23 protein-coding genes are annotated in these 22,179 nt (G+C 69.3%); 9 read left to right on the forward strand and 14 right to left on the reverse strand.

Features of this window, described 5'->3' with window-relative positions:
* Positions 1-242 precede the first annotated feature (242 nt).
* Positions 243-1,682, reverse strand: coding sequence for a GuaB1 family IMP dehydrogenase-related protein (locus GV790_RS19185; RefSeq protein WP_163814706.1), 1,440 nt, complete (start codon positions 1,680-1,682; stop codon positions 243-245).
* Between the two features lie 178 nt (positions 1,683-1,860).
* On the opposite strand from GV790_RS19185, the gene GV790_RS19190 reads away from it, so the two are divergent.
* Positions 1,861-2,283 (forward strand): PPOX class F420-dependent oxidoreductase, encoded by a 423-nt coding sequence (locus tag GV790_RS19190; RefSeq protein WP_163814707.1) that lies wholly within the window; start codon positions 1,861-1,863, stop codon positions 2,281-2,283.
* 356 nt (positions 2,284-2,639) lie between these two features.
* On the opposite strand, the gene GV790_RS19195 is transcribed toward GV790_RS19190, so the two are convergent.
* The 6 genes from GV790_RS19195 to GV790_RS19220 all read right to left on the reverse strand — a co-directional run bounded on the left by GV790_RS19195 (position 2,640) and on the right by GV790_RS19220 (position 8,448).
* Positions 2,640-3,986, reverse strand: a complete 1,347-nt coding sequence (locus tag GV790_RS19195; protein WP_163814708.1) for a DEAD/DEAH box helicase — start codon at positions 3,984-3,986, stop codon at positions 2,640-2,642.
* On the reverse strand, positions 3,979-4,917 hold the full coding sequence (locus tag GV790_RS19200) for a M56 family metallopeptidase (protein WP_163814709.1): 939 nt from the start codon (positions 4,915-4,917) through the stop codon (positions 3,979-3,981). Before GV790_RS19200 ends, GV790_RS19195 begins: the two co-directional genes overlap by 8 nt.
* 47 nt (positions 4,918-4,964) lie before the next feature.
* Positions 4,965-5,354 (reverse strand): BlaI/MecI/CopY family transcriptional regulator, encoded by a 390-nt coding sequence (locus GV790_RS19205; protein WP_036536516.1) that lies wholly within the window; start codon positions 5,352-5,354, stop codon positions 4,965-4,967.
* A 78-nt stretch (positions 5,355-5,432) separates the two neighbouring features.
* On the reverse strand, positions 5,433-6,302 hold the full coding sequence (locus tag GV790_RS19210; protein WP_163814710.1) for an ABC transporter ATP-binding protein: 870 nt from the start codon (positions 6,300-6,302) through the stop codon (positions 5,433-5,435).
* Positions 6,299-7,405, reverse strand: a complete 1,107-nt coding sequence (locus tag GV790_RS19215; RefSeq protein WP_163814711.1) for a FecCD family ABC transporter permease — start codon at positions 7,403-7,405, stop codon at positions 6,299-6,301. Before GV790_RS19215 ends, GV790_RS19210 begins: the two co-directional genes overlap by 4 nt.
* Positions 7,402-8,448, reverse strand: a complete 1,047-nt coding sequence (locus tag GV790_RS19220) for a FecCD family ABC transporter permease (RefSeq protein ID WP_163814712.1) — start codon at positions 8,446-8,448, stop codon at positions 7,402-7,404. Before GV790_RS19220 ends, GV790_RS19215 begins: the two co-directional genes overlap by 4 nt.
* A 107-nt stretch (positions 8,449-8,555) precedes the next feature.
* On the opposite strand from GV790_RS19220, the gene GV790_RS19225 reads away from it, so the two are divergent.
* On the forward strand, positions 8,556-9,272 hold the full coding sequence (locus GV790_RS19225; RefSeq protein WP_163814713.1) for a hypothetical protein: 717 nt from the start codon (positions 8,556-8,558) through the stop codon (positions 9,270-9,272).
* A gap of 111 nt (positions 9,273-9,383) precedes the next feature.
* Here GV790_RS19225 and GV790_RS19230 read toward each other — a convergent pair whose 3' ends face one another.
* A complete protein-coding gene (locus GV790_RS19230; RefSeq protein WP_163814714.1) occupies positions 9,384-9,794 on the reverse strand; it encodes a nuclear transport factor 2 family protein in 411 nt (136 codons plus the stop codon).
* A gap of 198 nt (positions 9,795-9,992) precedes the next feature.
* Between GV790_RS19230 and GV790_RS31780 the strand changes: the two genes are divergently transcribed.
* From GV790_RS31780 to GV790_RS19245, 3 genes are all read left to right on the forward strand, one after another.
* A complete protein-coding gene (locus GV790_RS31780; RefSeq protein WP_163814715.1) occupies positions 9,993-11,120 on the forward strand; it encodes a PucR family transcriptional regulator in 1,128 nt (375 codons plus the stop codon).
* Between the two features lie 236 nt (positions 11,121-11,356).
* Entirely contained in the window at positions 11,357-11,746 is a 390-nt protein-coding gene (locus GV790_RS19240; RefSeq protein ID WP_228815323.1) for a PaaI family thioesterase, read from the forward strand.
* Between the two features lie 266 nt (positions 11,747-12,012).
* Positions 12,013-14,223 (forward strand): MMPL family transporter, encoded by a 2,211-nt coding sequence (locus GV790_RS19245; protein WP_163814717.1) that lies wholly within the window; start codon positions 12,013-12,015, stop codon positions 14,221-14,223.
* Positions 14,224-14,279: 56 nt separating this feature from the next.
* Here the strand turns inward: GV790_RS19245 and GV790_RS19250 are convergent, their stop codons facing one another.
* A complete protein-coding gene (locus GV790_RS19250; RefSeq protein WP_163814718.1) occupies positions 14,280-15,044 on the reverse strand; it encodes an SDR family oxidoreductase in 765 nt (254 codons plus the stop codon).
* Positions 15,045-15,232: 188 nt separating this feature from the next.
* On the opposite strand from GV790_RS19250, the gene GV790_RS19255 reads away from it, so the two are divergent.
* Both GV790_RS19255 and GV790_RS19260 read left to right on the forward strand, forming a co-directional pair.
* Complete coding sequence (locus tag GV790_RS19255; RefSeq protein ID WP_130916383.1) at positions 15,233-16,864, forward strand: ABC-F family ATP-binding cassette domain-containing protein; 1,632 nt, start codon at positions 15,233-15,235, stop codon at positions 16,862-16,864.
* An 81-nt stretch (positions 16,865-16,945) separates the two neighbouring features.
* On the forward strand, positions 16,946-17,191 hold the full coding sequence (locus GV790_RS19260; RefSeq protein WP_048834140.1) for a helix-turn-helix domain-containing protein: 246 nt from the start codon (positions 16,946-16,948) through the stop codon (positions 17,189-17,191).
* Between the two features lie 58 nt (positions 17,192-17,249).
* On the opposite strand, the gene GV790_RS19265 is transcribed toward GV790_RS19260, so the two are convergent.
* The 4 genes from GV790_RS19265 to GV790_RS19280 all read right to left on the reverse strand — a co-directional run bounded on the left by GV790_RS19265 (position 17,250) and on the right by GV790_RS19280 (position 20,005).
* Positions 17,250-18,179, reverse strand: a complete 930-nt coding sequence (locus GV790_RS19265; RefSeq protein WP_280212958.1) for a hypothetical protein — start codon at positions 18,177-18,179, stop codon at positions 17,250-17,252.
* A gap of 44 nt (positions 18,180-18,223) precedes the next feature.
* A complete protein-coding gene (locus GV790_RS19270) occupies positions 18,224-18,673 on the reverse strand; it encodes a hypothetical protein (RefSeq protein WP_163814720.1) in 450 nt (149 codons plus the stop codon).
* Positions 18,674-19,022: 349 nt separating this feature from the next.
* Positions 19,023-19,439 (reverse strand): acyl-CoA thioesterase, encoded by a 417-nt coding sequence (locus GV790_RS19275; protein ID WP_163814721.1) that lies wholly within the window; start codon positions 19,437-19,439, stop codon positions 19,023-19,025.
* A gap of 68 nt (positions 19,440-19,507) precedes the next feature.
* On the reverse strand, positions 19,508-20,005 hold the full coding sequence (locus tag GV790_RS19280) for a cupin domain-containing protein (RefSeq protein WP_163814722.1): 498 nt from the start codon (positions 20,003-20,005) through the stop codon (positions 19,508-19,510).
* Between the two features lie 69 nt (positions 20,006-20,074).
* Here GV790_RS19280 and GV790_RS19285 point away from each other — a divergent pair, with 69 nt between their 5' ends.
* Both GV790_RS19285 and GV790_RS19290 read left to right on the forward strand, forming a co-directional pair.
* Entirely contained in the window at positions 20,075-20,584 is a 510-nt protein-coding gene (locus GV790_RS19285) for a MarR family winged helix-turn-helix transcriptional regulator (protein WP_163814723.1), read from the forward strand.
* Positions 20,585-20,701: 117 nt separating this feature from the next.
* Positions 20,702-21,493, forward strand: coding sequence for a hypothetical protein (locus GV790_RS19290; protein WP_163814724.1), 792 nt, complete (start codon positions 20,702-20,704; stop codon positions 21,491-21,493).
* Positions 21,494-21,505: 12 nt separating this feature from the next.
* Here GV790_RS19290 and GV790_RS19295 read toward each other — a convergent pair whose 3' ends face one another.
* On the reverse strand, positions 21,506-22,072 hold the full coding sequence (locus GV790_RS19295) for a TetR/AcrR family transcriptional regulator (RefSeq protein WP_014350851.1): 567 nt from the start codon (positions 22,070-22,072) through the stop codon (positions 21,506-21,508).
* Positions 22,073-22,179: the final 107 nt, after the last annotated feature.

Genomic DNA, 22,179 nt, shown 5'->3' on the forward strand with positions numbered 1-22,179 from the left:
GGTCAGCACCACCCGGGCCGGTGATCGGTGGGCACGGTCGTGCGTACTGCGGTGAGCTGGACGGCTGCGAGATGGAGGACGCCGGGTTGGTCACCCGGCTCGATAGAGGAGCCCTCCTGTGCGGCGTCCTCGGACGCGGGTGACAACTGGTTCCTTTCGCATGGGGAATGGGGGCCGGCGGTGCCGGCAACCCTTATGCTACCGGCCCACGCGCGTCTCGCGTGGGCCGGTCCGTGGTTGATTCACCAACCGCTGGGCAGCGGACGGCCCTCGGCGAATCCGGCGGCGGACTGCACACCGAGCACGGCCTTGTCGTGCAATTCGGCCAGTGAGCGCGCGCCCGCGTAGGTGCACGCGCTGCGCACACCCGAGCAGATGTGGTCGATGAGGTCCTCGACGCCGGGACGTTCGGGGTCCAGGCGCATCCGCGAACTGGAGATGCCCTCTTCGAACAGCGCCTTGCGGGCCCGGTCGAAGCCGCTGTCGGCGGCGGTGCGGGCGGCGACGGCGCGCTTGGAGGCCATGCCGAAGCTCTCCTTGTAGGCGTTGCCGTCACGGTCGATGCGCAGGTCGCCGGGGGATTCGTAGGTGCCGGCGAACCAGGAGCCGATCATCACGTTCGATGCGCCCGCGGCCAGCGCGAGCGCGACGTCGCGCGGGTGGCGCACGCCGCCGTCGGCCCAGATGTGCACTCCGAGTTCCCGGGCGGCGCTCGCACATTCGGCGACGGCGGAGAACTGCGGGCGGCCGACGCCGGTCATCATTCGAGTGGTGCACATGGCGCCGGGGCCGACACCGACCTTGATGATGTCCGCACCAGCTTCGGCCAGGTCCCTTGTGCCCTGCGCCGAGACGGTATTGCCCGCGACCAGCGGCACCCCCAGCCCGAGATCGCTGATGGCGCGCAGGGTTTCGAGCATCTTGACCTGATGACCGTGCGCGGTGTCCACCACCAGCAGGTCGGCGCCTGCGTCCACCAGGGCCTTGGCCTTGGCGGGCACGTCACCGTTGATGCCGACGGCGGCGGCGATGCGGAGCTTGTTCGCGGCATCCACGGCGGGGGTGTAGATGCCGGTGCGGATGGCGCCGGTGCGGGTGAGCACGCCGGCCAGGGTGCCGTCCTCGGCGAGCAATACGGCCAGACTCGAATGCGCGGCCTCGAGCAGGTCGAAGATCTCACGCGGGGCGGCGGTGACGGGGGCGGTGACGAAATCGGTGGCGGCCACATCGCGCAGCCGGGCGAAACGGTCGACGTCGGCGCAGGCGGCTTCGGTGACCACACCGACCGGGCGGCCGGTCTCGTCGACCACCACCGCGGCTCCGTGCGCGCGCTTGTGGATCAACGCGACGGCCTCTGACACCGACTGCTCCGGGCTGAGCGTGACCGGGGTGTCGGCGGTCAGCGATCGGCTCTTGACGAAGGCGATGGTGTCGGCGGCGGCATTGTTGGGCAGATCCTGCGGCAACACCACGATGCCGCCGCGCCGGGCCACGGTCTCGGCCATGCGCTTGCCCGCGACCGCGGTCATATTGGCGACGACGATGGGGATGGTGGTACCGGACCCATCGATCGTCGACAGATCGACGTCGAACCGCGACGCCACATCCGTCCGGTTCGGGACGAGGAAGACGTCGTCGTAGGTCAGGTCGTACGGCGGCTGATGTCCAGGGAGAAACTGCACTGCACCGATGGTAATCGCGCCGCACCGAACGTGCGCCGTACTCGGCGCCGGCCGGGGCGGCAGCCCGGCCCGGCTCGGGACGCGCCCGCAGGTGGTTGCGCCGCGCGGTCGCATGAACGATCGTCGATCCAGGCTCACCGCCGGCTGTGCTTTTCGCCACGAGGAAGGAAGTCGCCGCATGTCGTTCACCGAGGACGAGCTGGCCTATCTACGGTCGCAACCGGTAGCCAGGGTGGCCACCCTCGGCGCGGGCGATCAGCCCGATGTGGTGCCGCTGGCGTACGAATTCGACGGCACCCACTTCTGGATCGGCGGCGTCGGCGCGTCCGTGCTGGACACGCGCAAGTTCCGCAATGTCCGGGCGGGGCGGCGGAAGGTGGCGCTGGTGGTCGACGATCTGGTGTCGATGGACCCGTTCATCGCCCGCGCGGTCCGGGTATACGGCGAGGCGGGCGACCCCGTCGAACGAGTGGGCATGGTCGGACCCGGTGTTTTCGTCCCGATCACGCCCACCGTGTCGTGGAGTTGGAATATGGCGGGCGAGCCGGCGGGGGAGAGCTGGTATCCGGCGCGGAAAGCGGTGCACCGGCGGCCGGACTGAGCCACGCGTTCCGGCACTGTGGCCGGATCCTCTCGGCAGGTCCGTGGTCGGCGCTCCGCATCCAGCGCTCGACCAGATCATCGGCCGGGCAACCGGGTGTCGGGCGGATTTGGAGGCCTGATCGGCATCCCTGCAACCCGCGTGGCCGCCTTACCGGCCTCGGACACCACGGGTACCGGGCGGCTGTGCCGAGTCGGCATAAGTGGGGGCACCGGTTGCCGATGTACACGCCGTGCCGGATTGCTCGTGCGGCACGTCCTGGTTGCCCTCGACGGCGGCGCGCTTCAATGGCGCGCGACGCCGAGTTCGGGGATGGGCGATGCGTTGACCGGATCGTCGGCCCGGAACAGCGCCGATCAGTTTGCGCGCCGGTTGCGGCCCGGTCGCGAGCGTGTCGAATTTCCGGTGTGGCGGCGTGTTTTCCCGGGCGTGTCGTGGGGATGTCCGGCGCGTCGCGGCTTGGCCGAAGCCGTCGGCGCGGCTGGTTCGGCCGCAGGCTGCGGAATCGGGACGCCCGGCGGCGTGCGTGCACCGGTCAGTCGGCGAAGAAACCGATCGCCGGGCGTGACGGTGGCCTCGGCGGCCTGGATGCCCGCCCGGCGGGTGAGGGCGGCGACCTCGTCGCGCTGGTCCTCGGTGACCAGGGTGACGACCGTGCCGGTGGCGCCCGCGCGGGCGGTGCGGCCGGCGCGGTGCACGTAGTCCTTGGGATCGGCGGGCGGGTCCACGTGCACCACCAGCGAGATGTCGTCGACGTGGATGCCGCGGGCGGCGACATCGGTGGCGACCAGGACCGGCACCGAGCCGTCGGCGAACGCGGCCAGCACACGGTTGCGGTTGTTCTGCGATTTGCCACCGTGCAGGGCCTGGGCGTCGACCCCGATCTCGCGCAGCCGCGCGGTCAGTTTGTCGGCGCCGTGCTGGGTGCGCACGAACAGCAGGGTGCGGCCCGTGCGGGCGGCGACTTCGGCCACCACATCGCGCTTATCGGCCTTGCGCAGAAACAGCAGGTGGTGCGTGGCGGCGGGAGCCGCGGCCGCGGTCTCGGGCATCGGCTCGGAGGCATGGGTGACCGGGTCCCGCAGGTACCGGTGCACGAGATCATCGACGGCGTCATCCAGGGTGGCCGAGAACAGCAAGTGCTGAGTGCCGACCGGGATCTGATCGACCAGCGTCTGTACCTGCGGCAGGAAACCGAGTTCGGCGAGATGGTCGGCCTCATCGATGGCGGTGATGCGCACCGCGTCCAGTGCCAGCGCCTGCTGGGCGATCAGATCGGCGAGCCGGCCGGGTGTCCCGATGAGCAGGTCGACACCGCGCGCCAGGCGCTCGGCCTGACGTTTGATGGGCAGCCCACCCACGGCGGTGCCGAGCCGAAGCCCCAGCGCGAGCGCCGCCGGATCCAGCGCACCCTCGATCTGCGCCGCCAGTTCGCGAGTGGGTGCGAGGATCAGGCCGCGCGGACGGCGAGGTGCCGACGGCGCACCGGCCAGGCGTACCAGCATGGGTAGCCCGAAGGCCAGGGTCTTCCCGGACCCGGTGGGTGCCCGGCCGAGCACATCGCGTCCGGCGAGCACGTCCGGGATGGTCGCCGATTGGATCGGGAACGGCGTGCGGATGCCTTCGCGGCCCAGCGCGTGCACCAGCACGACCGGCAGCCCGAGCGCGGCGAATGTGGCCGGGGCAGTGGATGGTTCAGGCACGGAACAGCCGAGTCAGCTCGACCAGCCACGGAATCGCGACGGCCAGCGTCGGCACCACCAGAATCGCGATCGAACCCAGATACGCGGCGGCCGCGATCTTCACATCGCCCAGCGGCCCGGACAACCGCTGAATCCGGATCAGCGTGCTCGGACCGCCGACGGCCAGCGCGCCCTGCGGCGCCGTCGACTTCGAACAGGCCACCAGCGCCCGGGCCAGCGGCTTGGGTCCGGTGACCTTGACCGCGGAATCGTCGGCGAGCAACTCGATCAGCAGCTTCACCGAATCGAGCGCCGACTTGCTGCGCACGAAACGGGGGAAGGCCTCATGGGCCGCGGTGAACGCCTCGAGCACCAAGTCGTGGCGAGCCCGCAGATGCGAACGTTCGTGGCTGAGGATCGCGGTGAGTTCGCGCTCGTCGAGATTGTCCAGCGTGCCCGCGCTCACCACCACCCGCTGGCGCAGGCCGGGCAGGCAGTAGGCGATGGGTTCGGAGGCGGCGAGCACCCGGATATCGGCGGCGCGGCGTTCGGGGCCGCTCTGGTCCAGCAGGTCGACCAGCATCCGATGGCGAGCGCGCCGGCGCCGGGTGTGCACGCCGACCCGGATCGCGGCCCAGATCAGGCGTGCGCCGACCATCAGCGTCAGCGCGAAGACGAACACATAGGCCAGCCACAGCGGCAGCCCGAGCGCGTCGATCTCGTCGGTGGGTGAGGTGGTCGGCCGCCCGTCCGCACCGGGCACCAGCAGCTCACTGGCGATCGCCAGTCCGGAACCGAACGCGCTCAGCACGGCGGCCAGCGCGATCGCCTGCCACAGCACCAGCGCGGCCCGGGGTGTGCGGTATGTCCACTTCGACCGGGCGAGCAGGGCTGGGGCAGGCCCCGCGAGAAGCAATGCGAGACCGGCGAAGACCGGCGCGGTTGCGTTCATCGACTCAGCTCACTGCGTTGTGGGGCCAGGGGTCGAAGACACTGCGGTCACGGCGACGGTGCGGTGTCCTCATCTGCTTCGAGCTTAGCGAGTGCCTCGCGCAGCGCCGCAGCCTCGTCCTTACCGACCTGTTCCACGAAGTGCACCAGGGCGGCGGCCTTGCTGCCCGCTTCCTCGGCCTGCTGCAACGCATCGACCATGAGGCTGGCCACCAGCTCGTCGCGGGTATGCACGGGAGCGTACCGATGGGCGCGGTCATCGCGCCGCTGAACGACCAGGTTCTTCTTCGCCAGACGCTGCAGAACCGTCATCACCGTGGTGTACGCGAGCTCGCGGCGCGCCGACAGCGCTTCGTGTACCTGCCGGACCGTTTGCGGTTCGTCGGCCGACCACAGTTGGTCCATGACCGCTTTCTCGAGTTCACCAAGTCCTGCCATTCCACAATTTTACGGACTCAACGACGCGGATGCGTACTACAGGGTGTCGTAACTGGCTGGTAGCTGGTGTGGTATTGGTCATACTCCGTCGGCGGCGGCCTCGGCGGCGACCGGGCCGCCCGCCGTACCGAGCACATGCCTGGTGCCGATCGGCACGATCATCGGCCGCCCCGACATCGGATCCTCCAACACGGTGGCCTCGAGCCCGAACACCTCGCGCAGCAGCGGGGCGTCGATGATATCGGCCGGGGCGCCCTTGGCGATGATGCGCCCGTCGCGCATGACGATCAGCTGGTCGCTGTAGCGGATGGCCAGGTTGAGATCGTGCAGCACCATCACCACGGTGCGGCCGAGCTCATCGTGCAACCGGTCCACCAGATCCAGCACCTCGAGCGAATGCGCCAGATCGAGGTAGGTGGTCGGCTCGTCGAGCAGCAGGATGTCGGTGCCCTGGGCCAGGGCCATGGAGATCCAGGCCCGCTGGCGCTGGCCGCCGGACAGTTCGTCCAGCGATCGGTGCGCCAGATCGGCGATGCCGGTCTGTTCCAGGGCGGTGAGCACCTCGGATTCGTCGGTGGCCGACCACTGTTTGATCCACGACTGGTGTGGATGACGTCCGCGCGCGACCAGATCGGCCACCGTCAGGCCCTCGGGGGCGACCGGAGTCTGTGGCAGCATGCCGACGATGCGGGCGACGTCCTTGGTTTTCATCGACGAGATCGCCTTGCCGTCCAGCAGGACCTGCCCGGCGCTCGGCTTCAACAGCCGGCCCAGTGACCGCAGCAGGGTGGATTTGCCGCAGCCGTTGGGTCCGATGACGGTGGTGATCACGCCGGGGGCGATGTCGAGACTCAATCCGTCGACGATGACCCGTTCGCCGTAGCCGAGCGTCACGCCGTCGGCGGCCAGCTGATGCGAGCCGTTCTGCGGGGCTTGTCCGGTCTTCACAGCGTGGCCTTCCGATTCAAACGAATGAGCAACAACAGCAGGAACGGGCCGCCGATGGCCGCGGTCACGATGCCGACGGGCAGTTCGACCGAGAACAACGTGCGCGAGACGATATCGGCGCCGACTACCAGGATCGCACCGATCACCGCCGAACCGATGAGCGGTTCACCGGGAGTGCGCAGCACGCGGCGGGCGATCTGCGGCGCGGCGAGCCCGACGAACGCCACCGGCCCGACCGCCGCGGTCGCCACCGACGCGCCGATCACCGCCGCGCCGATGAGCACGGCCTGCTGGGTCTGGATCCGCACGCCGAGCACGCGCGTGGTGTCGGTGCCGAGGCGCAGCGCCGCCAGCGTCCTGGCCGAGCCGACCGCGACGACCAGCACCACGGCCAGCGCGATCGCGGCGGGCACGAGTTTGGAGTCGTCGGCCGAATTGAGCGAGCCGGTCAGCCACAGCTGCGCGCGGGCGGCGTCTTCGAGGCTGGCGCTGGTGAGCATCCAGCTGATCGCCGACAGCAGCAGCGAGTTCACCCCGACGCCGATGAGCACCAGCCGCATCACCGTCACCCCGCTGCCGCCGAGCGGGTTGCGTCCCCAGGCGAGTAGATAGATGACGGCGGCCGTGCCGAGCCCGCCGACCATGGCGGCGATGGGGGTGCCGAGCGAGATCGCCCAGCCGGTGGTCGCGCCGCCGGTGCCGACCATCACCGCGACGGCGCCGAGCGCGGCCCCGGAGGTGATGCCGAGGAAGTCCGGCGCGGCCAGTGGATTGTGCAGGATCGACTGGGTGATGGCGCCGGCGATCGCGAGCGCCGCACCGACCACGACAGCCGTCAGGGCGCGTGGCAGCCGGGATTCGAACACGATGAACCGTTGCGAGCGGGTGCCGCCACCGGCCAGCACATCGAGCACCTTGCCGAAGCCCAGATTGGTTTCCCCGATGGCGATGTCGAGGCAGAACAGGCCGAACAGCGCGACGGCGAGCACCGCGATGATCACGACCATCCTGGGCCGCAGCACCAGCGAAACCGGGCCCCACCGCAGGGCCGAACGCAGCCGCGGCGCGGTGGCCTGCTCGGACTCGGGCAGTGAGATCGTCATACGCTCACCAGCTTCCGTCGCCGGACCAAGGCGATGAAGAAGGGCGCGCCGACCGCGGCCAGCATCACGCCCACCTGGAGTTCGCCCGGACGCGCGACCACCCGGCCCGCCGTATCGGCGACCAGCAGCACCAGGGCGCCGAACAGGCCCGAATAGGGGATCAGCCAACGGTTGTCGGGCCCGGTGAACACGCGCGCGATATGCGGAACCACCAGGCCGATGAACGCGATCGGCCCGACGGCGGCCGTCGCGGCACCGCACAGCAGCACCACCGCGGTCAGGCCGAGTGCCCGGCTGCGGCCGATGTTCACGCCGAGACCGCGCGCCACATCGTCGCCGAGGCTGAGCAGATTGAGTCCGGGTGCGGCGATCAGCGCCAGCACCGCGCCGGCCGCGAGGAAGGGCAACACTTGCCAGAAGACCTCGGCGCCGCGCCCGGAGACCTCGCCGACCACCCAGAACCGGTAGCTGTCGAGGGCGCTGGTGTCGAGGGTGACGATGGCGTTGGTCAGCGCCTGCAGGAACGCCGTCACCGCGGCGCCCGCCAGCACGAGACTCAACGGGCTCGCCGAGCCCGCGCCGATCGAGGATGCGCCGAACACGATCAGCCCGGCGATGAGCGTGCCCGCGAACGCGAACCAGATGTACTGCTCCGGGGCGGTGAACGCGAACAGGTACATGCTCAGTGCCGCGAGGAACGCCGCACCGGCATTGAGGCCGAGCAGTCCGGCGTCGGCCAGCGGGTTACGGGTGTAGCCCTGGATCAGCGCACCGGCCATACCGAGGGCGAGCCCGGTGACCAGCGCGAGGACGGTGCGCGGCAGCCGCAGCCCGCGCACGATCTCTTCCTCGGTGGACAGCGCGGCGCAACGGAAGGGCCCGTCCGCGCAGGACAGGGCGTGGTCGAGGGCGTCGTAGACCGTGGTCGGGGCCAGCGATCGGGTTCCGATCGCGACGCTGGCGATCAGCGTCAGCCCCAGCAGCGCAATGAGCAGCAGGAGACCGGTGATACGACGCCGCCTCATGGTCGCAAGGGCGGTCACGGCGGCGAAAGACTCCTCACTGTGTTCGACGCAATACTTGCTAGGTCTGGTAAGGCTAACCTATCTTCCGAGTGACACCGCGACGGAGTCCACCCCGAGGAGGTTCGATGCCCGAACTCGCGACCACTGGCACATTCCGTGCCACCCAGCCGGCCTTCGGGCGCGCCTGTACCCGGCTGCGGGCATTGCAACCGGAGCATCCGAGAGTGTATGCCGTCGCCGCGATGGCCGAACAGGGCAAACGCCGCTGGTGGCGGCTGGCCGACGGGCTGCGCGAAGGCAGGATCGAACTCATGTACCGGCGCCATGCCGCCGAGATGATCAGCGCCGACATCGCCGCGGAAGTGGTTGCCACCGCGCTCATTCACGCCGTGCTCGGCCGGGTGGTCGCGCTACTGGTCGCCGAGGGCAGAGCCTGGGATCCGGGTCTGGAGAACCTCTGGATCCACACCGACAACGACGGCGGCATCGACTGGGCCGGCCTGGTCGACACCACCATCCGCGCGCTCGACGACGACATCCATGCGGGCGAGCGGGGTGTGGTCGGGTTGCCGTGCGAGGAGGCGATGTTCGTCTGGCTGGCCCATCGCTGCGAGCCGTCGCTGACGCTGATTCAGGAGTGCCTGACCCGGTGCTCGGGTCTGAGTGCCCGCCGTTTCTGGGGCCTGGTCGGTGAATCTGTGTCGGGCGCAGCGACTTACGTGCCCGATCTGGCGCGCACCGATGCTGCGGTCGGCATGCGCCGTGGGCAGGGTGTGCTCATGGCACTGGAGGAGCGCGGGCTGCCGGTGCGCCGTGCGGCAACGGGGGCACTGGTCAGGTAGGGCGCTCGACCCGGCGCGATGCTCGCGCGCCGGGTTTCCGGGCGTCGGCTGTGCCGGGCTGGTCATGACGCGGGACCGAGGTGTCCGGCGTTGTTCCTGCCCAGCGCAGGGCTAGTGGGCGGGAGCCGAGCGGTCGAGGACGGCCGCACCCACGGCGGCCTGCATCGCGACCCCGTCCACATAGGAATGCTTTTCCTTGACGGCCCCGTTCTCGACCAGCACGAAGTCAGCGAGATCGACGGCCACCGGATTACCGGTCGCGGAGGTGCCGCGCAGCTGCCACCGCACCACCCAGAAGTCTTCGCCGACGCGCAACGAGACCAGATCGAAGACCAGGTCGGGCACCAGGGCGAAGGTTCCAGCGGCGGCGTCGCGGATCGCGGCCCGGCCGCGGGCGGGCTCTTGGCCCGAATGCAGGTGGAATATCGAGTCCTCGGTGTGCAGGGCGACAATGCGATCGGGATCGCGGTCGGCCCAGCAGGCGTGATAGCGGTCGAACAGCTCACGGGTTGCGGTGCTCATGGCGAGGAACTCCTGTCGTGGTGCGTCGGATGCGCGCGATCGGCGATGGCGCCGGGAATCGGTGTGCCCACCGCTGGAATTCGATGCTGATCGCGGACGTCCAGTGTCTTCGCCGCGGGCCCGTCGTGGCGACGGGCGTGCGCCCCCGCTTCGGGCATTCCCGATGTGCGGCCGCACAACGGGAATTAGACTCGCCGGGTGACCTGGGACTCATCCGCCGGGCCTGCCGCGCTGTTGTCGGGCCTGCGGGCGGACCTGGCCGCGATTTCCGAAAGGGTCACCGCCAGAATCGAATCCGACGAGCAGGATTACGGCGCCGCCGCGTTGGATCACGACGAGCTGGCAGCCGTCGTGACCGGCAACATCGCATCCATGCTCGACGCCATCGCGGGCGTGCCGTATTCCCTCGAGCCCGCTCGCCGCACCGGTCGTCTCAAGGCCGAACGCGGGGTCTCGCTGGACAGCCTGTTGCACGCCTACCGGCTTGCCGGGCTGGCGTTCTGGGAGATCATCGCCGAACGAGCCGGCCGGGCCGACGGCGCCGAGCTGTCCCGGCTGTCGACCGTTGTGTGGGCGACCGTGGACGAATACTCGGTCGCCGCGGCGGACGCCTACCGGCACATCGTGGCCGCCGAAGACGAGCGGCCCATGGCACGGCTGCTGCGCGCACTGCTCGATCCCGGGCTCCCGGCGACACGCCGTGCGCGGCTGTGTGAGCGGATGGGCCTGCCCGCACGTGGCGCGTTCCTCATCCTGGTCGGCGATGTTCGCCTCCAGGCCCCGGGCGTGACGACGGTGCGGACCGTGGTGGCCGACGATCGCGTGACGCTGGTCGCCGCGCGGACCCCCGACGTCCTCGATGACGCCGTACGCCGGGTGCGGTCCCGGGCGGGCGCCAGCAAGCCGTTCGACGATCTCGCCGCCGCACCCGGCGCGCTCGATCAGGCCCGGCTGGCTTTCCGATGCCTGGGCCCGGACGATCTCGGCGTCCACCGGTACGCGTCCTCGCCCGCGCGTGCCCTGATCGCGGCCCACCCCGCTCTCGCCACCGATGTCCTGGCCGACACCCTGGCCGCATTCGACGGACTCCGGCCCGACGACGCCGACGATCTCGTCCGCACGCTGTCGGCCTGGTTCGAACTGGCGGGTTCGACCGCCGCGGTCGGACAGCGAATGCACTTGCACCGCAATACCGTCCTGCACCGGCTCAAACGCGTGGAGAAGCTCACCGGTATCGCGCTGGCGGTGCCTGCGGAGGCTGCCCTGCTGTACCTGGCCGTGCAGGCTCGGTTGCTCGGGGCTCCCGGCAACGGGTTGCTCAGTTAGGTAAGCCTGACCTATACTCGGTCCCGGCGTACGGATCGAGCGAGAGTCCCGAGGGCTGCGGTGACCCCCGATCCATTGCCGCGACGGGCTCCACCGGAGTGGAGCCCGTCGCTCTGTTCCCGGACCCGCTGACGGGATGTGCCGCGAGCGGCCGAGACCGGTGGTGTAAAGGTGGATCCATGACCGAACAGCAGACCCACGCGCTCACCTCGCTGGCCGATATCACCCCCGAGCTGATGACGAAGTACAGCGAAGGCACCTTCACCGATCTGATCGGCCTGCGCTACACCGCCGTCGGCCCGGATCTGGTGCGCGGCGAATGGGAGGTCACCCCCAAGCTGCACCAGCCCGCGGGCATCCAGAACGGCGGCGTGCTCTGCACCGTCATCGAATCGCTGGCCAGCGTCGGTGGCGGCGTCTGGTACGGCGAGCGCGGCAATGTGGTCGGCGTGAACAACAGCACCGACTTCCTGCGCGCGGTGCGCGAGGGCACGCTCACCGGCGAGGCCACCCCGCTGCATCAGGGGCGACTCCAGCAACTGTGGCAGGTCGTGGTCACCGACGAGACCGGGCGCGTGGTCGCGCGCGGTCAGGTGCGGTTGCAGAACCTGCCCCATCAGTCCTGATCCTCGCGGCCGGCCTTCCCGCCCGAGCGCTGTCGAGCGCGGAGCGGGGCACCGGAACCCGGCGACCCGGCTAACTTTCAGCGATCTCGGCTGCGGCGGTGCCGCGCAGATGGAAACTCTTCTCGCTCAGCGGCTTTGCTGCGGGGATTGTTAGGATCGCGCGGGCGTCGGCCGCGACGCCCGGTGGCCGTTGTCACCCGACGTCGACGTGGAATCGGCGGCGCCCAGCAGCTGGGCGCGGCCGCGCGGGAGTGAGGGAAAACGCTGTGTTCGGACTGACCAGGCGGCGCAGCCGGCAGATTCTGGCCGTGTTCGCGGTGCTCGCACTGGCCATGGGAATGCTGAGCTCGACCCTGTTCGACAAGGTGCAGGGCGGCGGATATATCGCCCCCGACAGCGAATCCAGCAGGGCCACCGAGGCGCTGGCCGACGAATTCGGGCAGGCCCCGCCCAACCTCGTCCTGCTGGTCGAGGCCGACCGGCCCGTCGAGGACGATGAGGTCGCCACCGCCGCAACCGAACTGGTCGACCAGCTGAAGGGTGAGGCAGGCGTCACCGGCGTCGCCTCCTACTGGACCGACAAGACGCCCGCGTTGCGCAGCGCCGACGGCCGCAAGGGCCTGATCGTGGCCAGCATCCTCGGCGACGAGGCCGACGTCGATCGCCGGGTCGGCGATATCGCCGAACGGTTCGAGGGCAGCCACGGCCCGGTCGAGGTCCGCATCGGCGGCTACGCGATGCTGCTGCGCGAAACCGTGCAGCAGAGCGAAAAAGACGTCGTGATGGGCGAATCCATCGCCTTCCCGATCACCCTCATCGCGCTGCTGTTCGTCTTCGGCGGCCTCGTCGCGGCCAGCCTGCCGCTGGTGGTCGCCATGGTCACGGTGATGATCACCATGGGCACGCTGTGGCTGATCGCGCTGGCCACCGATCTGGCCGCGACCGCGACCAATGTCGCCACCCTGCTCGGGCTCGGTCTGGCGATCGACTACAGCCTGCTGATGATCAACCGCTTCCGTGACGAACTGGTCGCGGGGACCGATCCGGGCCCCGCGGTCGCGGCCACCATGCGCTCGGCCGGTCGCACCGTGGCCTTCTCCGCCGCCACCGTCGCCGTCGCGCTGTCGGGGCTGCTGTTCTTCCCGCTGCTCGCGGTCCGCTCGATGGGCTACGCCGGGCTCGCCGTCGCGCTGATCGCGGCGACCGTCTCGCTCACCGTGCTGCCGGCGATCCTGTATCTGGTCGGCACCCGCATCGACAAGGGGCAGCTGGGCTGGTTCTTCCGGGCGCCGCGGCCCGCGCCCGGCGAAGGTTTCTGGCATCGCCTGGCCACCGCGGTCATGCGCAGGCCCGTCCCGATCGGACTGGCGGTCGCGGCGCTGCTGCTGGTGCTCGGAGCACCGTTCCTCGGCATCAAACTGGGCTTCCCCGACGAACGTTCGCTGCCGGAGTCGATGAACAACAGGCAGGTCACCGAGGCGATCCAGCGCGATTTCACCGTCACCGAACAGAGCGGGCTGTTCATCGTGCTGCCCGAGGGCAAGTCCGGTCTCGACGCCTACGCCCGCCGCGTCTCCGACATCGACGATGTGCAACGGGTCGACACCGCGACCGGCAGCTACGCCCACGGTGGCCTGCTGGCCCCGGCCACCGACACCCACGAACAGTTCGCCACCGACTCCGCGGCCTACCTGTCGGTGGTCCCCGACACCACCGATCCCGAGGTGCTGGATCGGATCGTGGACGACGTGCGCGCGGTCGAGGCGCCTTCGGCGGTCCTGGTCGGCGGCGTGGCTGCCGCCAATGCCGACGCCATCGACGAGGTGATCTCGACCCTGCCGATCGCGCTCGGGTTCGTCATCCTGGTGATGCTGGTGGTGCTGTTCCTGCTCACCGGCAGCGTGGTGCTGCCGGTGCTGGCGGTCGTGCTCAGCTTCCTCAGCCTCACCGCCACCTTCGGCGCGCTGGTCTGGATCTTCCAGGACGGACATCTGTCCGGGCTGCTGGACTTCACCGTCACCGGGGATCTGCCGGCCACGGTGCCGGTCATGCTGTTCGGCGTCGCCTTCGGCCTGGCGATGGACTACCAGGTCTTCCTGCTGGCCCGGATTCGCGAGGAATACGACCAGACCGGCAAGAACGAGGTCGCGATCGCGGTGGGCCTGGAACGCATCGGCCGCATCGTCACCGCCGCCGCGGTGCTGATCTCGCTGGTGTTCCTCGGCTTCCTCGCCTCCGACATCACCTTCATGAAGGCCTTCGGCATCGGACTGCCGCTGGCGGTGCTGGTCGATGCGACGCTGGTGCGCGGATTCCTGCTGCCCGCGGCGATGAAGGTGCTCGGCGACTGGAATTGGTGGGCGCCGGGACCGCTGCGCCGACTGCACGAGCGGTACGGCCTGGACGAGGGGCCGTCGCTGCCGCCGGCCCCGGTGGACAAGGACAAGGACGACTGGCGTCAGCCGGTCGGGGTCTGACAGCAACGGCGGTGTCCGCGACGACGCGGACACCGCCGAGTTGTTCGCCGGGTCTGTCAGATTCCGCCGGTGGAGAGCAGACCGCCGTCGACGCGCACGGTCTCGCCGGTGATCCAGCCGGATTCCGCCGAGACCAGGAACCCGATCAGCCGCGCCACATCCTCGGGCGCACCCAGCCGCTTCAACGGATACACCTTCGCGGCGGCCTCTTCATCGGCCGAGTAGAGCGCATCGGCGAAGGACGTCTTGACCACGCCGGGCGCCACCGCGTTCACCCGGATCTTCGGTCCCAGCTGCCAGGCCAGCTCCTCGGTGAGCCGGATCAGCGCGGCCTTGGACGCGCCGTAGGCGGCGATCACGCCGGTCGACCGGATGCCGGCCACGCTGGCCACGTTCACCACCGCGCCGCCGTGCTCACCCATCCAGGCCCGGTGGGCCTGCTGGATGTAGCCGAGCGCGGCCACCACGTTGACGTCGAAGATCTTGCGCACGGCATCGAGGTCGGCGTCCATGAGGGAGCCGTAGACCGGGTTGATGCCGGTGTTGTTGATCAGGATGTCGAGCGAACCGAACTCGGTCACCGCGCGATCCACCGCGGCTGCGCGCGCGTCGGCGTCACCGGAGTTGCCCGCCAGCGCCACCACCTCGCCCTGATGGCCGAGTTCGCGCAGCTGTGCGGCCGCCTGCTCGAGGGGTTCCGCCTTGCGCGCGGTGATCAGCACGTTCGCGCCCCGGCGCAGCAATTCGGCGGCCACCGCGTGACCGATTCCGCGGCTGGCTCCGGTCACCAGTGCGCTTTTGCCCAACAGATCCGTAGTCATGTGACGTCACGTTACTTCAGTCGCCGTGCCCGCGGTGCCTGGCTGTGCGGCCGTCGCGGGCGAAGGTAATGCCTCTCACGTCCGCCGGGTGTCCGGGGCGGGGCGGGCGGCAGGTAAAATCGGTGGTTCTTGTGCGCATCCCGTCGCACAATCGAGCAGCATTCCCACCACGCGCCTAGGAGACATCTGTGATCACCGCGACCGACCTGGAGGTCCGGGCCGGAGTCCGCACACTGCTGTCGGCCCCAGGGCCGGCCCTGCGCGTGCAGGCGGGCGACCGGATCGGGCTGGTCGGGCGCAACGGCGCGGGCAAGACCACCACGCTGCGCATCCTGGCCGGCGAGGGTGAACCCTATGCGGGCAAGATCCTGCGTTCCAGCGATATCGGCTACCTGCCGCAGGATCCGCGCGAAGGCAATCTCGATGTGCTCGCCCGCGATCGGGTGCTGTCGGCGCGTGGCCTGGACACGCTGATCCGCGATATGGAAAAGCAGCAGGCGCTGATGGCCGAGGTGGCCGACGAGGCCGAACGCGATCGCGCGGTCCGCAAATACGGCCGGCTCGAGGAGCGGTTCTCGGCGCTGGGTGGTTACGTCGCGGAGAGCGAGGCCGCGCGCATCTGCAACAGCCTCGGCCTGCCCGATCGGGTGCTCGGCCAGGCGCTGCGCACGCTGTCCGGTGGTCAGCGGCGCCGCATCGAACTGGCGCGCATCCTGTTCGCCGCCTCCGACGGCAGCGGCGGCCGCTCCGATACCATCCTGCTGCTCGACGAACCGACCAACCACCTCGACGCCGACTCCATCACCTGGCTGCGTGGCTTCCTGCAGAACCACGAGGGCGGGCTGATCGTGATCAGCCACGATGTCGAGCTGCTCGCCGACGTGGTGAACAAGGTGTGGTTCCTGGACGCGGTACGCGGTGAGGCCGACGTCTACAACATGGGCTGGCACAAATACCTCGACGCCCGCGCCACCGACGAACAACGCCGCCGCCGCGAACGCGCCAATGCCGAGAAGAAGGCCTCGGCCCTGCGCGCGCAGGCCGCCAAGCTCGGTGCGAAGGCCACCAAAGCCGTTGCCGCGCAGAACATGGTCAAACGCGCCGAACGACTGATGTCCGAACTCGACGAGGTGCGCGTGGCCGACAAGGTGGCGCGGATCAAGTTCCCGGAACCCGCGGCCTGCGGCAAGACCCCGCTGATGGCGGAGAACCTGACCAAGGTCTACGGCTCGCTGGAGATCTTCACCGGCGTCGATCTGGCCATCGACCGCGGCAGCCGGGTCGTCGTGCTCGGCCTCAACGGCGCGGGCAAGACCACGCTGCTGCGATTGCTCGCCGGGGTGGAGAAGCCCACCGCGGGCGGACTGGTCGCCGGGCACGGACTGAAGGTCGGCTACTTCGCCCAGGAACACGACACTCTCGACGACAACGCGACGGTGTGGGAGAACATCCGTCACGCGGCGCCCGATGCGGGCGAACAGGATCTACGCGGCCTGCTCGGCGCGTTCATGTTCACCGGCCCGCAGCTCGAGCAGCCCGCTGGCACCCTGTCCGGCGGTGAGAAGACCAGGTTGGCGCTGGCCGGTCTGGTGTCCTCGGCGGCGAATGTGCTGCTGCTCGACGAGCCGACCAACAACCTCGACCCGGTCTCGCGGGAGCAGGTGCTCGACGCGTTGCGCACCTATGCGGGCGCGGTCGTGCTGGTCACCCACGATCCGGGTGCGGCCGAAGCACTGGCCCCCGAGCGGGTGATCCTGCTGCCGGACGGCACCGAGGACCACTGGTCGGCCGAGTATCTGGAATTGATTCAGCTCGCGTGATTTTCATCACGGGAATCCGTTGATCACGGCCTCCGGAGTGCTTAGCCTGGAATGACGCTGCTCGGCGACTCGGAGGAAGCCATGAGCGACAGGCCGGCACACAGAGCCACATCGGGAAAGACCACCCTGGGTAAGGGCACACGCGTCACGGGAAAGTCGCGCGACCGCCTGCAATCGCAGTTGAAGAAGCAATACGAGGCGGGCGCGAGCATCCGCTCCCTGGCGCGCGCGACCGGCCGCTCCTACGGCTTCATCCACAACGTGCTGGTGGAGTCGCATGTGCAGCTCCGCAGCCGTGGCGGGGCCAACCGGCGCAAAGCCCAGTAATCACACCGGGGCGTTGCCGCGCACCCATGGTGGCGCGGCGTCTACCGGTGCGCGCGCATCAGCGCTCGGCGACGGCACCATCGCCGAGCACCAGCAGGTTCGCCAGGCTGGTGAAGATGGGCAGCCCGGTCTTGATCTCCAGGTAGGCGAACTGGCCCTGCGGATTGACCTCGAGGAAGTAGTACTCGCCGTCCACGCCGAGGCGCAGATCCAGCACGCCGAAGCTCAGACCGAGTGCCCCCATCAGGATCGCCAGCGATTTGCTCACCGAGGCGGGCAGCTGATCCGGGGCGAACTCGACCGAGGTGTCCAGCCGCGAATCGACGTGCCCGGCTCCGGCCTGAGAGTCGATGCGCACCGTCCACGCCACCCCGTCGACCCACACCACCCGCAGATCGCACCGGGCGACGACGTAATCCTGGAAGATGGTCGGCGCGCTGCGGATCCCGGCGAGCCTGGCCAGATCGGATTCGCCGACGATCCTGGTCTCGGCGAACTCAGCCCTGCTGGTGCCGGTGCGTTTGTAAACCACTGCGCCGGGCCGAGATTCGATGAAACTGCGCGCCTCGTCCGGATCGTTGGTGATCAGCGTCTCCGGGATGGCGAAGCCGGCCCGGTGGGCGGTCTCGAGCTGGACGATCTTGCGGTTGGCGGTGCGATCGTTGCCGGGGTCATTGACCCACAGCGCCGGGATCGACCACAGCAGGCCCTGGATGAATCCATCGCATTCGGCCTGCCGGAAGGCGTCGTCGGTGGCGCGCACGCCTGCGGGCACCTGGGCGGGATGCGGACGCCGCCACCACACCGAGCGCACCTCGTCGAGGCCGATGAGATGTGACATCGACCGTGTGGTGCCGAGCCGGTCGAGCCGGAAACTACCGGACTCGCGCGGAAAATCACGCAGATCCAATTGAATCGGGTTGACGCCGTGCTGTTCTCGCAGCGTCACCGCCATGGCGGTCGCGTGCAGATCGTCGGATTCGGACACGATCAATACCGAACCCGTCCGGGGAGCGGCCACCTGCCCGCCGCTCAGTCGAGGCTGTCGCAGTTGATGCCGTCGTCGCTGCCCGCGTGCGATTTCGTTTGGCAATAGGTGAATGTCGCGCCGGAGCCCGGTGCGTCGAGCAGCTGGAGTTCGTCGGCCCAGGACTCGGTGAGCTCACGTAGTAGATCGTCGCCGAAGGCCGGTGACGGTGGCGCGGCCAGCGTCATGGGCCGGTCGACGACGTCGATGCGCAGCCTGCGGGTGAAGTCGGCGGTGGCGCCGGGGCGGATGTCGACCAGCACCGGACGCCCCGGCGCGGCAGCGGTGGCGTCGGATTCGAGTACCCGCAGCACATCGGCGCGCCGGAAGGTCCACGTCCCTTCGGCCACCCGGACGGTGATATCGCGTTCCGACTGGGCCACGAGCATGCCCTGCAGTGCGGGAACACGGTCACCGGTCGCCGCGGCGCCGGGGAAGTGGATGGCATCGGTCATGGTGGAAACTCCGATCTGCTCACGATTTGCCAGGACCCCCGAGCGTGCTCTGGATCATATCGCGTGCGGGGTTGTCCCCGGCCCGGTTCGCGAGATTTACCGCGGCTCCGGCAAACCGGAATTGCGCGCGGGAACCGCTAGCGCCGAAAGATTTTCGGTGCGGTGGGGCGAACAGGCGCGCAATCACATGGCTATCGTGGGCACGGCGCACCCGCCTGCGGGTATTGCCCGAAGGTGGCGTGCGCCCGGTCTCCGGGCGCAGTCAGACCCGTACGAGTTTCACAAAGACGCGGAGCCGGATGCTGCATCCCGATGCGGTCCGGGTTGGCGCAGCGTCGGCGCCGGGTTGTCAGAGCCCGAGCAGTTCGGCGCGATCGGTGAGCGCGCGGAAGCGTTCCCGGGGATCGGCCACGAGTTTGCGCGCGGACAGATCGAGCAATCCGCCCACCACCCGGAATTCCGCCGCGACGGTGCCGTCGAGTTTGCGGATCTGCTGGAGCAGGCCGTAGATCTTGCCGTCCTGCCAGTCGAACTCGCAGGTGACCTCGACCTCGTCGCCGCCGCGCAGTTCGCGCAGGTACTTGATGGTCTGCTCCAGTACCACCGGGCCGACGCCGCTGGCGATCAGCTTGTCCTGGCTGACACCGGCCGCGCGCAGCAACTCCCAGCGCGCGTGTTCGGCGTACTGCAGGTACACGGCCTGGTTCAGGTGGCCCTGCGTGTCGAGCTCGTATCCGCGGACGATGACGGGGACGGAGAAGGTCATGCCTTGGCGAACCCCGGCGCGGCCCGCGATGTTCCCCGGTCCGGTGATATTCGTGTCACAGCGCGGATTCAGCGGCGGCCCGCGGCGCGTTCATCCCACCACCGCGGCGCGTCGACGAAATGGTTGTCGAACTCGTCCTGAGTGGCGGCAAGGTCGGCGAGCGTGGCCTCGCCCGCGGCGATCCGGTCCAGCAGCCGGAAGTAATCGAACCGCTGCACACCGGGCATCAGTGCGATCAGGATGCGGGCCCCGCTGTCGGGCGTCGCGCCGAAGGCGTGCGTCATATGCCGTGGGACCACGATCGACCCGCCCGCGCCCACGGTGACGATCTCCTCGCCTGCGAGCAGTTGCAATTCGCCGTCGGCGACGTAGAACAGCTCGTCGGAGCGGGTGTGAAAGTGCGGTGCCGCACCGTCGGCGCCGCGGCTCAGGGTGACTTCGACCGTGCTGACCGAGCCGCCCGTTTCGTCGCTGTCGATGAGCAGGCGCACCCGGGTGTCCTCGGTGCCGAGGAGTTCGGTCTCGTGCGGCTGACGGATGGCGGCGGCGCGTTCCGGGATCGGCATGACAGCTCCAGTTGTTCGTTGGTTGATAATTCGGTACCGAACTATATCGCAGCGAATAGAATGCTGTCCATGAACCAACCGACCGCCGATGCGGTGGACGCGATCGCGGCGCAATGGCGCCGCGAACGGCCCGACCTCGACCTGGAGGCGATGGCCGTACTCGGACGCCTGGCCCGGTTCGAAGCGCTGGCGCGCCGCGAGATCGAAGCGGTGTTCACCGCGCACGGCTTGCAGCGCGGCGAGTTCGACGTGCTGGCGGCGCTGCGCCGGGCAGGCGAGCCGTTCGAACTGAACCCCTCCGTGCTCGCGGACACGCTCATGCTGTCGCGGGCGGGCATGACGGGGCGGTTGGACCGGCTGGAATCGGCCGGTCTGGTGCGCCGCATCGCCGACGCCGCCGATCGTCGCGCCATCCGGGTGGCGCTGACCGACGCGGGGCGCGCGCTGATCGATACCGTCGTCACCGCGCACACGGAGAACGAAACCAGGCTGCTGTCGGTGCTTTCCGCTGCCGACCGCGGTGAACTGGACCGCATCGTCCGCGCCCTGCTCGCCGGATGGGAAGGCGATTCGCCCTAGCCGACGGGCTGGGCGCGGGCACAATTGGGGTAGTTCGCTACTCGGGCGCCGCTCGTGGCCCGGCCATACCGTTGGGTGCCCGCCGAGCAACGGCGGGCCGGTGAGGAGGGACTGGCGATGATCGACATCATCACGCTGCGCGGGACCGGAGAGCCACGCGATCCCGGCGGCGCCCCGACGGGGATGCTGCGCGACGTCACGAAACTGCTGGATCCGCAGCGGTTCCGGTGTTTCGAACCGGACTGGCCCGCCTCGGTGGGTCCCTCACCGGATGTCTGGGGGCCGTCGCTGGACACCTCGGTGCGGATCGGCACCGCCGCAGGCGTCGAAGCCATCCGGCAGTCCCCGAATGTCTGTGGGCTACTGAGCTATTCGCTGGGATCGATCTGCGCGAGCCGGATCCTCGAGGGCGTGCGGGCTGGCACCTACACCAATACCGACGGCAGCCCGCTCGAGATCGCCTTCGTGGTGAACTTCGCCAATCCGCTGCGCCGCGCGGGGGAGTCGGTGGGCGATCTGTGCCCGCCCGACACCTTCGGCCTGCACGGTCAGCGCGGCGACTGGCCCGATCTCGCGGTCCGCGAATACGCCAACCCCGGCGACATCATCACCTCGGTGCGCGCCGATTCACCGCTGCGTATCATCGATGTCGGGATTTCGCCGTTCTCGTTCGTCGAGGGCGCCAGGTTCGGCAACGCGGCGCCGCTGATCTTCGCCGAACTGCTGCGCTTCCTGCTGGCCGACCCGCTGGCCAATGCCGCCCGCTATGCCGAAGCGGTGCACGGGGTGATCGGTTACCTCACCCCGTGGCCCGATGGCCAGCACGTGCTGTACTCCGGCCACGATATGCCGGGCACCGGCGTGCTGTGGACGACGCACGCCGCCAATTATCTGAACGCGACGTTCTGACACCGCGGGCCATCATTCCCTGCGGCGCACCGACGCTTCGACCAGATCCAATACGGCGGACAGGTTTTCGTTGGTGTGCCCCGACGCGATGCGCGCGATGAGCCCGTCGAGCACCAGATCCAGATAGCCGAGCAGGACATCGGTCGGCACATCGTCGCGCAGCGCGCCCGCGGCCTTGCGGCGTTCCAGCCGGGCCAGCGTCGCGGCGGTCAACTCGGCCGAGCGCTGGGTCCAGCCGGCCCGGAACTCGGGATCGGTGCGCAGCCTGCGCGCGATCTCGAGCCGGGTGCCGAGCCAGTTGAACTGCTCGGGATTGGCCAGCATGTCCCGCATGACCTGCACGATGCCCTGATTGGCCGCGACATCGGCCATCCGCTCGGCGTCTTCCTGGGCCAGCGCGAGAAACAACGCGTCCTTGTCGCGGAAATGATGGAAGATCGCACCGCGCGAGAGCCCGATGGCCTCCTCCAATCGGCGCACGGTGGCGCCGTCGTAGCCGAATTCGGCGAAGCAGCGCCGGGCACCGTCGAGTATCTGGCTGCGCCGGGCAGCGAGGTGATCGTCACTGACCTTCGGCATGGTGCGAACTCCCTGGGAGTGGGGTGCGAACGAGAAATGTCGAATCGAAGGAATGCGCGAAGGTCCGCGCACCGCGGGCACGGTGCGCGGACCTCACTCTGCGCGAC

It is taken from the genome of Nocardia cyriacigeorgica, assembly GCF_010858045.1.
Taxonomy (GTDB): Bacteria; Actinomycetota; Actinomycetes; order Mycobacteriales; family Mycobacteriaceae; genus Nocardia; species Nocardia cyriacigeorgica_E.

Bases quoted from the DNA above. Each gene is read 5' to 3' on its own strand.
- GV790_RS19200 (WP_163814709.1), bottom strand. From the start codon at position 4,917: ATGAACGCAACCGCGCCGGTCTTCGCCGGTCTCGCATTGCTTCTCGCG.
- GV790_RS19270 (WP_163814720.1), bottom strand. From the start codon at position 18,673: ATGACCGATGCCATCCACTTCCCCGGCGCCGCGGCGACCGGTGACCGT.
- GV790_RS19190 (WP_163814707.1), top strand. From the start codon at position 1,861: ATGTCGTTCACCGAGGACGAGCTGGCCTATCTACGGTCGCAACCGGTA.
- GV790_RS19205 (WP_036536516.1), bottom strand. From the start codon at position 5,354: ATGGCAGGACTTGGTGAACTCGAGAAAGCGGTCATGGACCAACTGTGG.
- GV790_RS19290 (WP_163814724.1), top strand. From the start codon at position 20,702: ATGATCGACATCATCACGCTGCGCGGGACCGGAGAGCCACGCGATCCC.
- GV790_RS19240 (WP_228815323.1), top strand. From the start codon at position 11,357: ATGACGAAGTACAGCGAAGGCACCTTCACCGATCTGATCGGCCTGCGC.
- GV790_RS19295 (WP_014350851.1), bottom strand. From the start codon at position 22,072: ATGCCGAAGGTCAGTGACGATCACCTCGCTGCCCGGCGCAGCCAGATA.
- GV790_RS19230 (WP_163814714.1), bottom strand. From the start codon at position 9,794: ATGAGCACCGCAACCCGTGAGCTGTTCGACCGCTATCACGCCTGCTGG.
- GV790_RS19285 (WP_163814723.1), top strand. From the start codon at position 20,075: ATGAACCAACCGACCGCCGATGCGGTGGACGCGATCGCGGCGCAATGG.
- GV790_RS19215 (WP_163814711.1), bottom strand. From the start codon at position 7,405: ATGACGATCTCACTGCCCGAGTCCGAGCAGGCCACCGCGCCGCGGCTG.
- GV790_RS19260 (WP_048834140.1), top strand. From the start codon at position 16,946: ATGAGCGACAGGCCGGCACACAGAGCCACATCGGGAAAGACCACCCTG.
- GV790_RS19280 (WP_163814722.1), bottom strand. From the start codon at position 20,005: ATGCCGATCCCGGAACGCGCCGCCGCCATCCGTCAGCCGCACGAGACC.
- GV790_RS19275 (WP_163814721.1), bottom strand. From the start codon at position 19,439: ATGACCTTCTCCGTCCCCGTCATCGTCCGCGGATACGAGCTCGACACG.
- GV790_RS19225 (WP_163814713.1), top strand. From the start codon at position 8,556: ATGCCCGAACTCGCGACCACTGGCACATTCCGTGCCACCCAGCCGGCC.
- GV790_RS19250 (WP_163814718.1), bottom strand. From the start codon at position 15,044: ATGACTACGGATCTGTTGGGCAAAAGCGCACTGGTGACCGGAGCCAGC.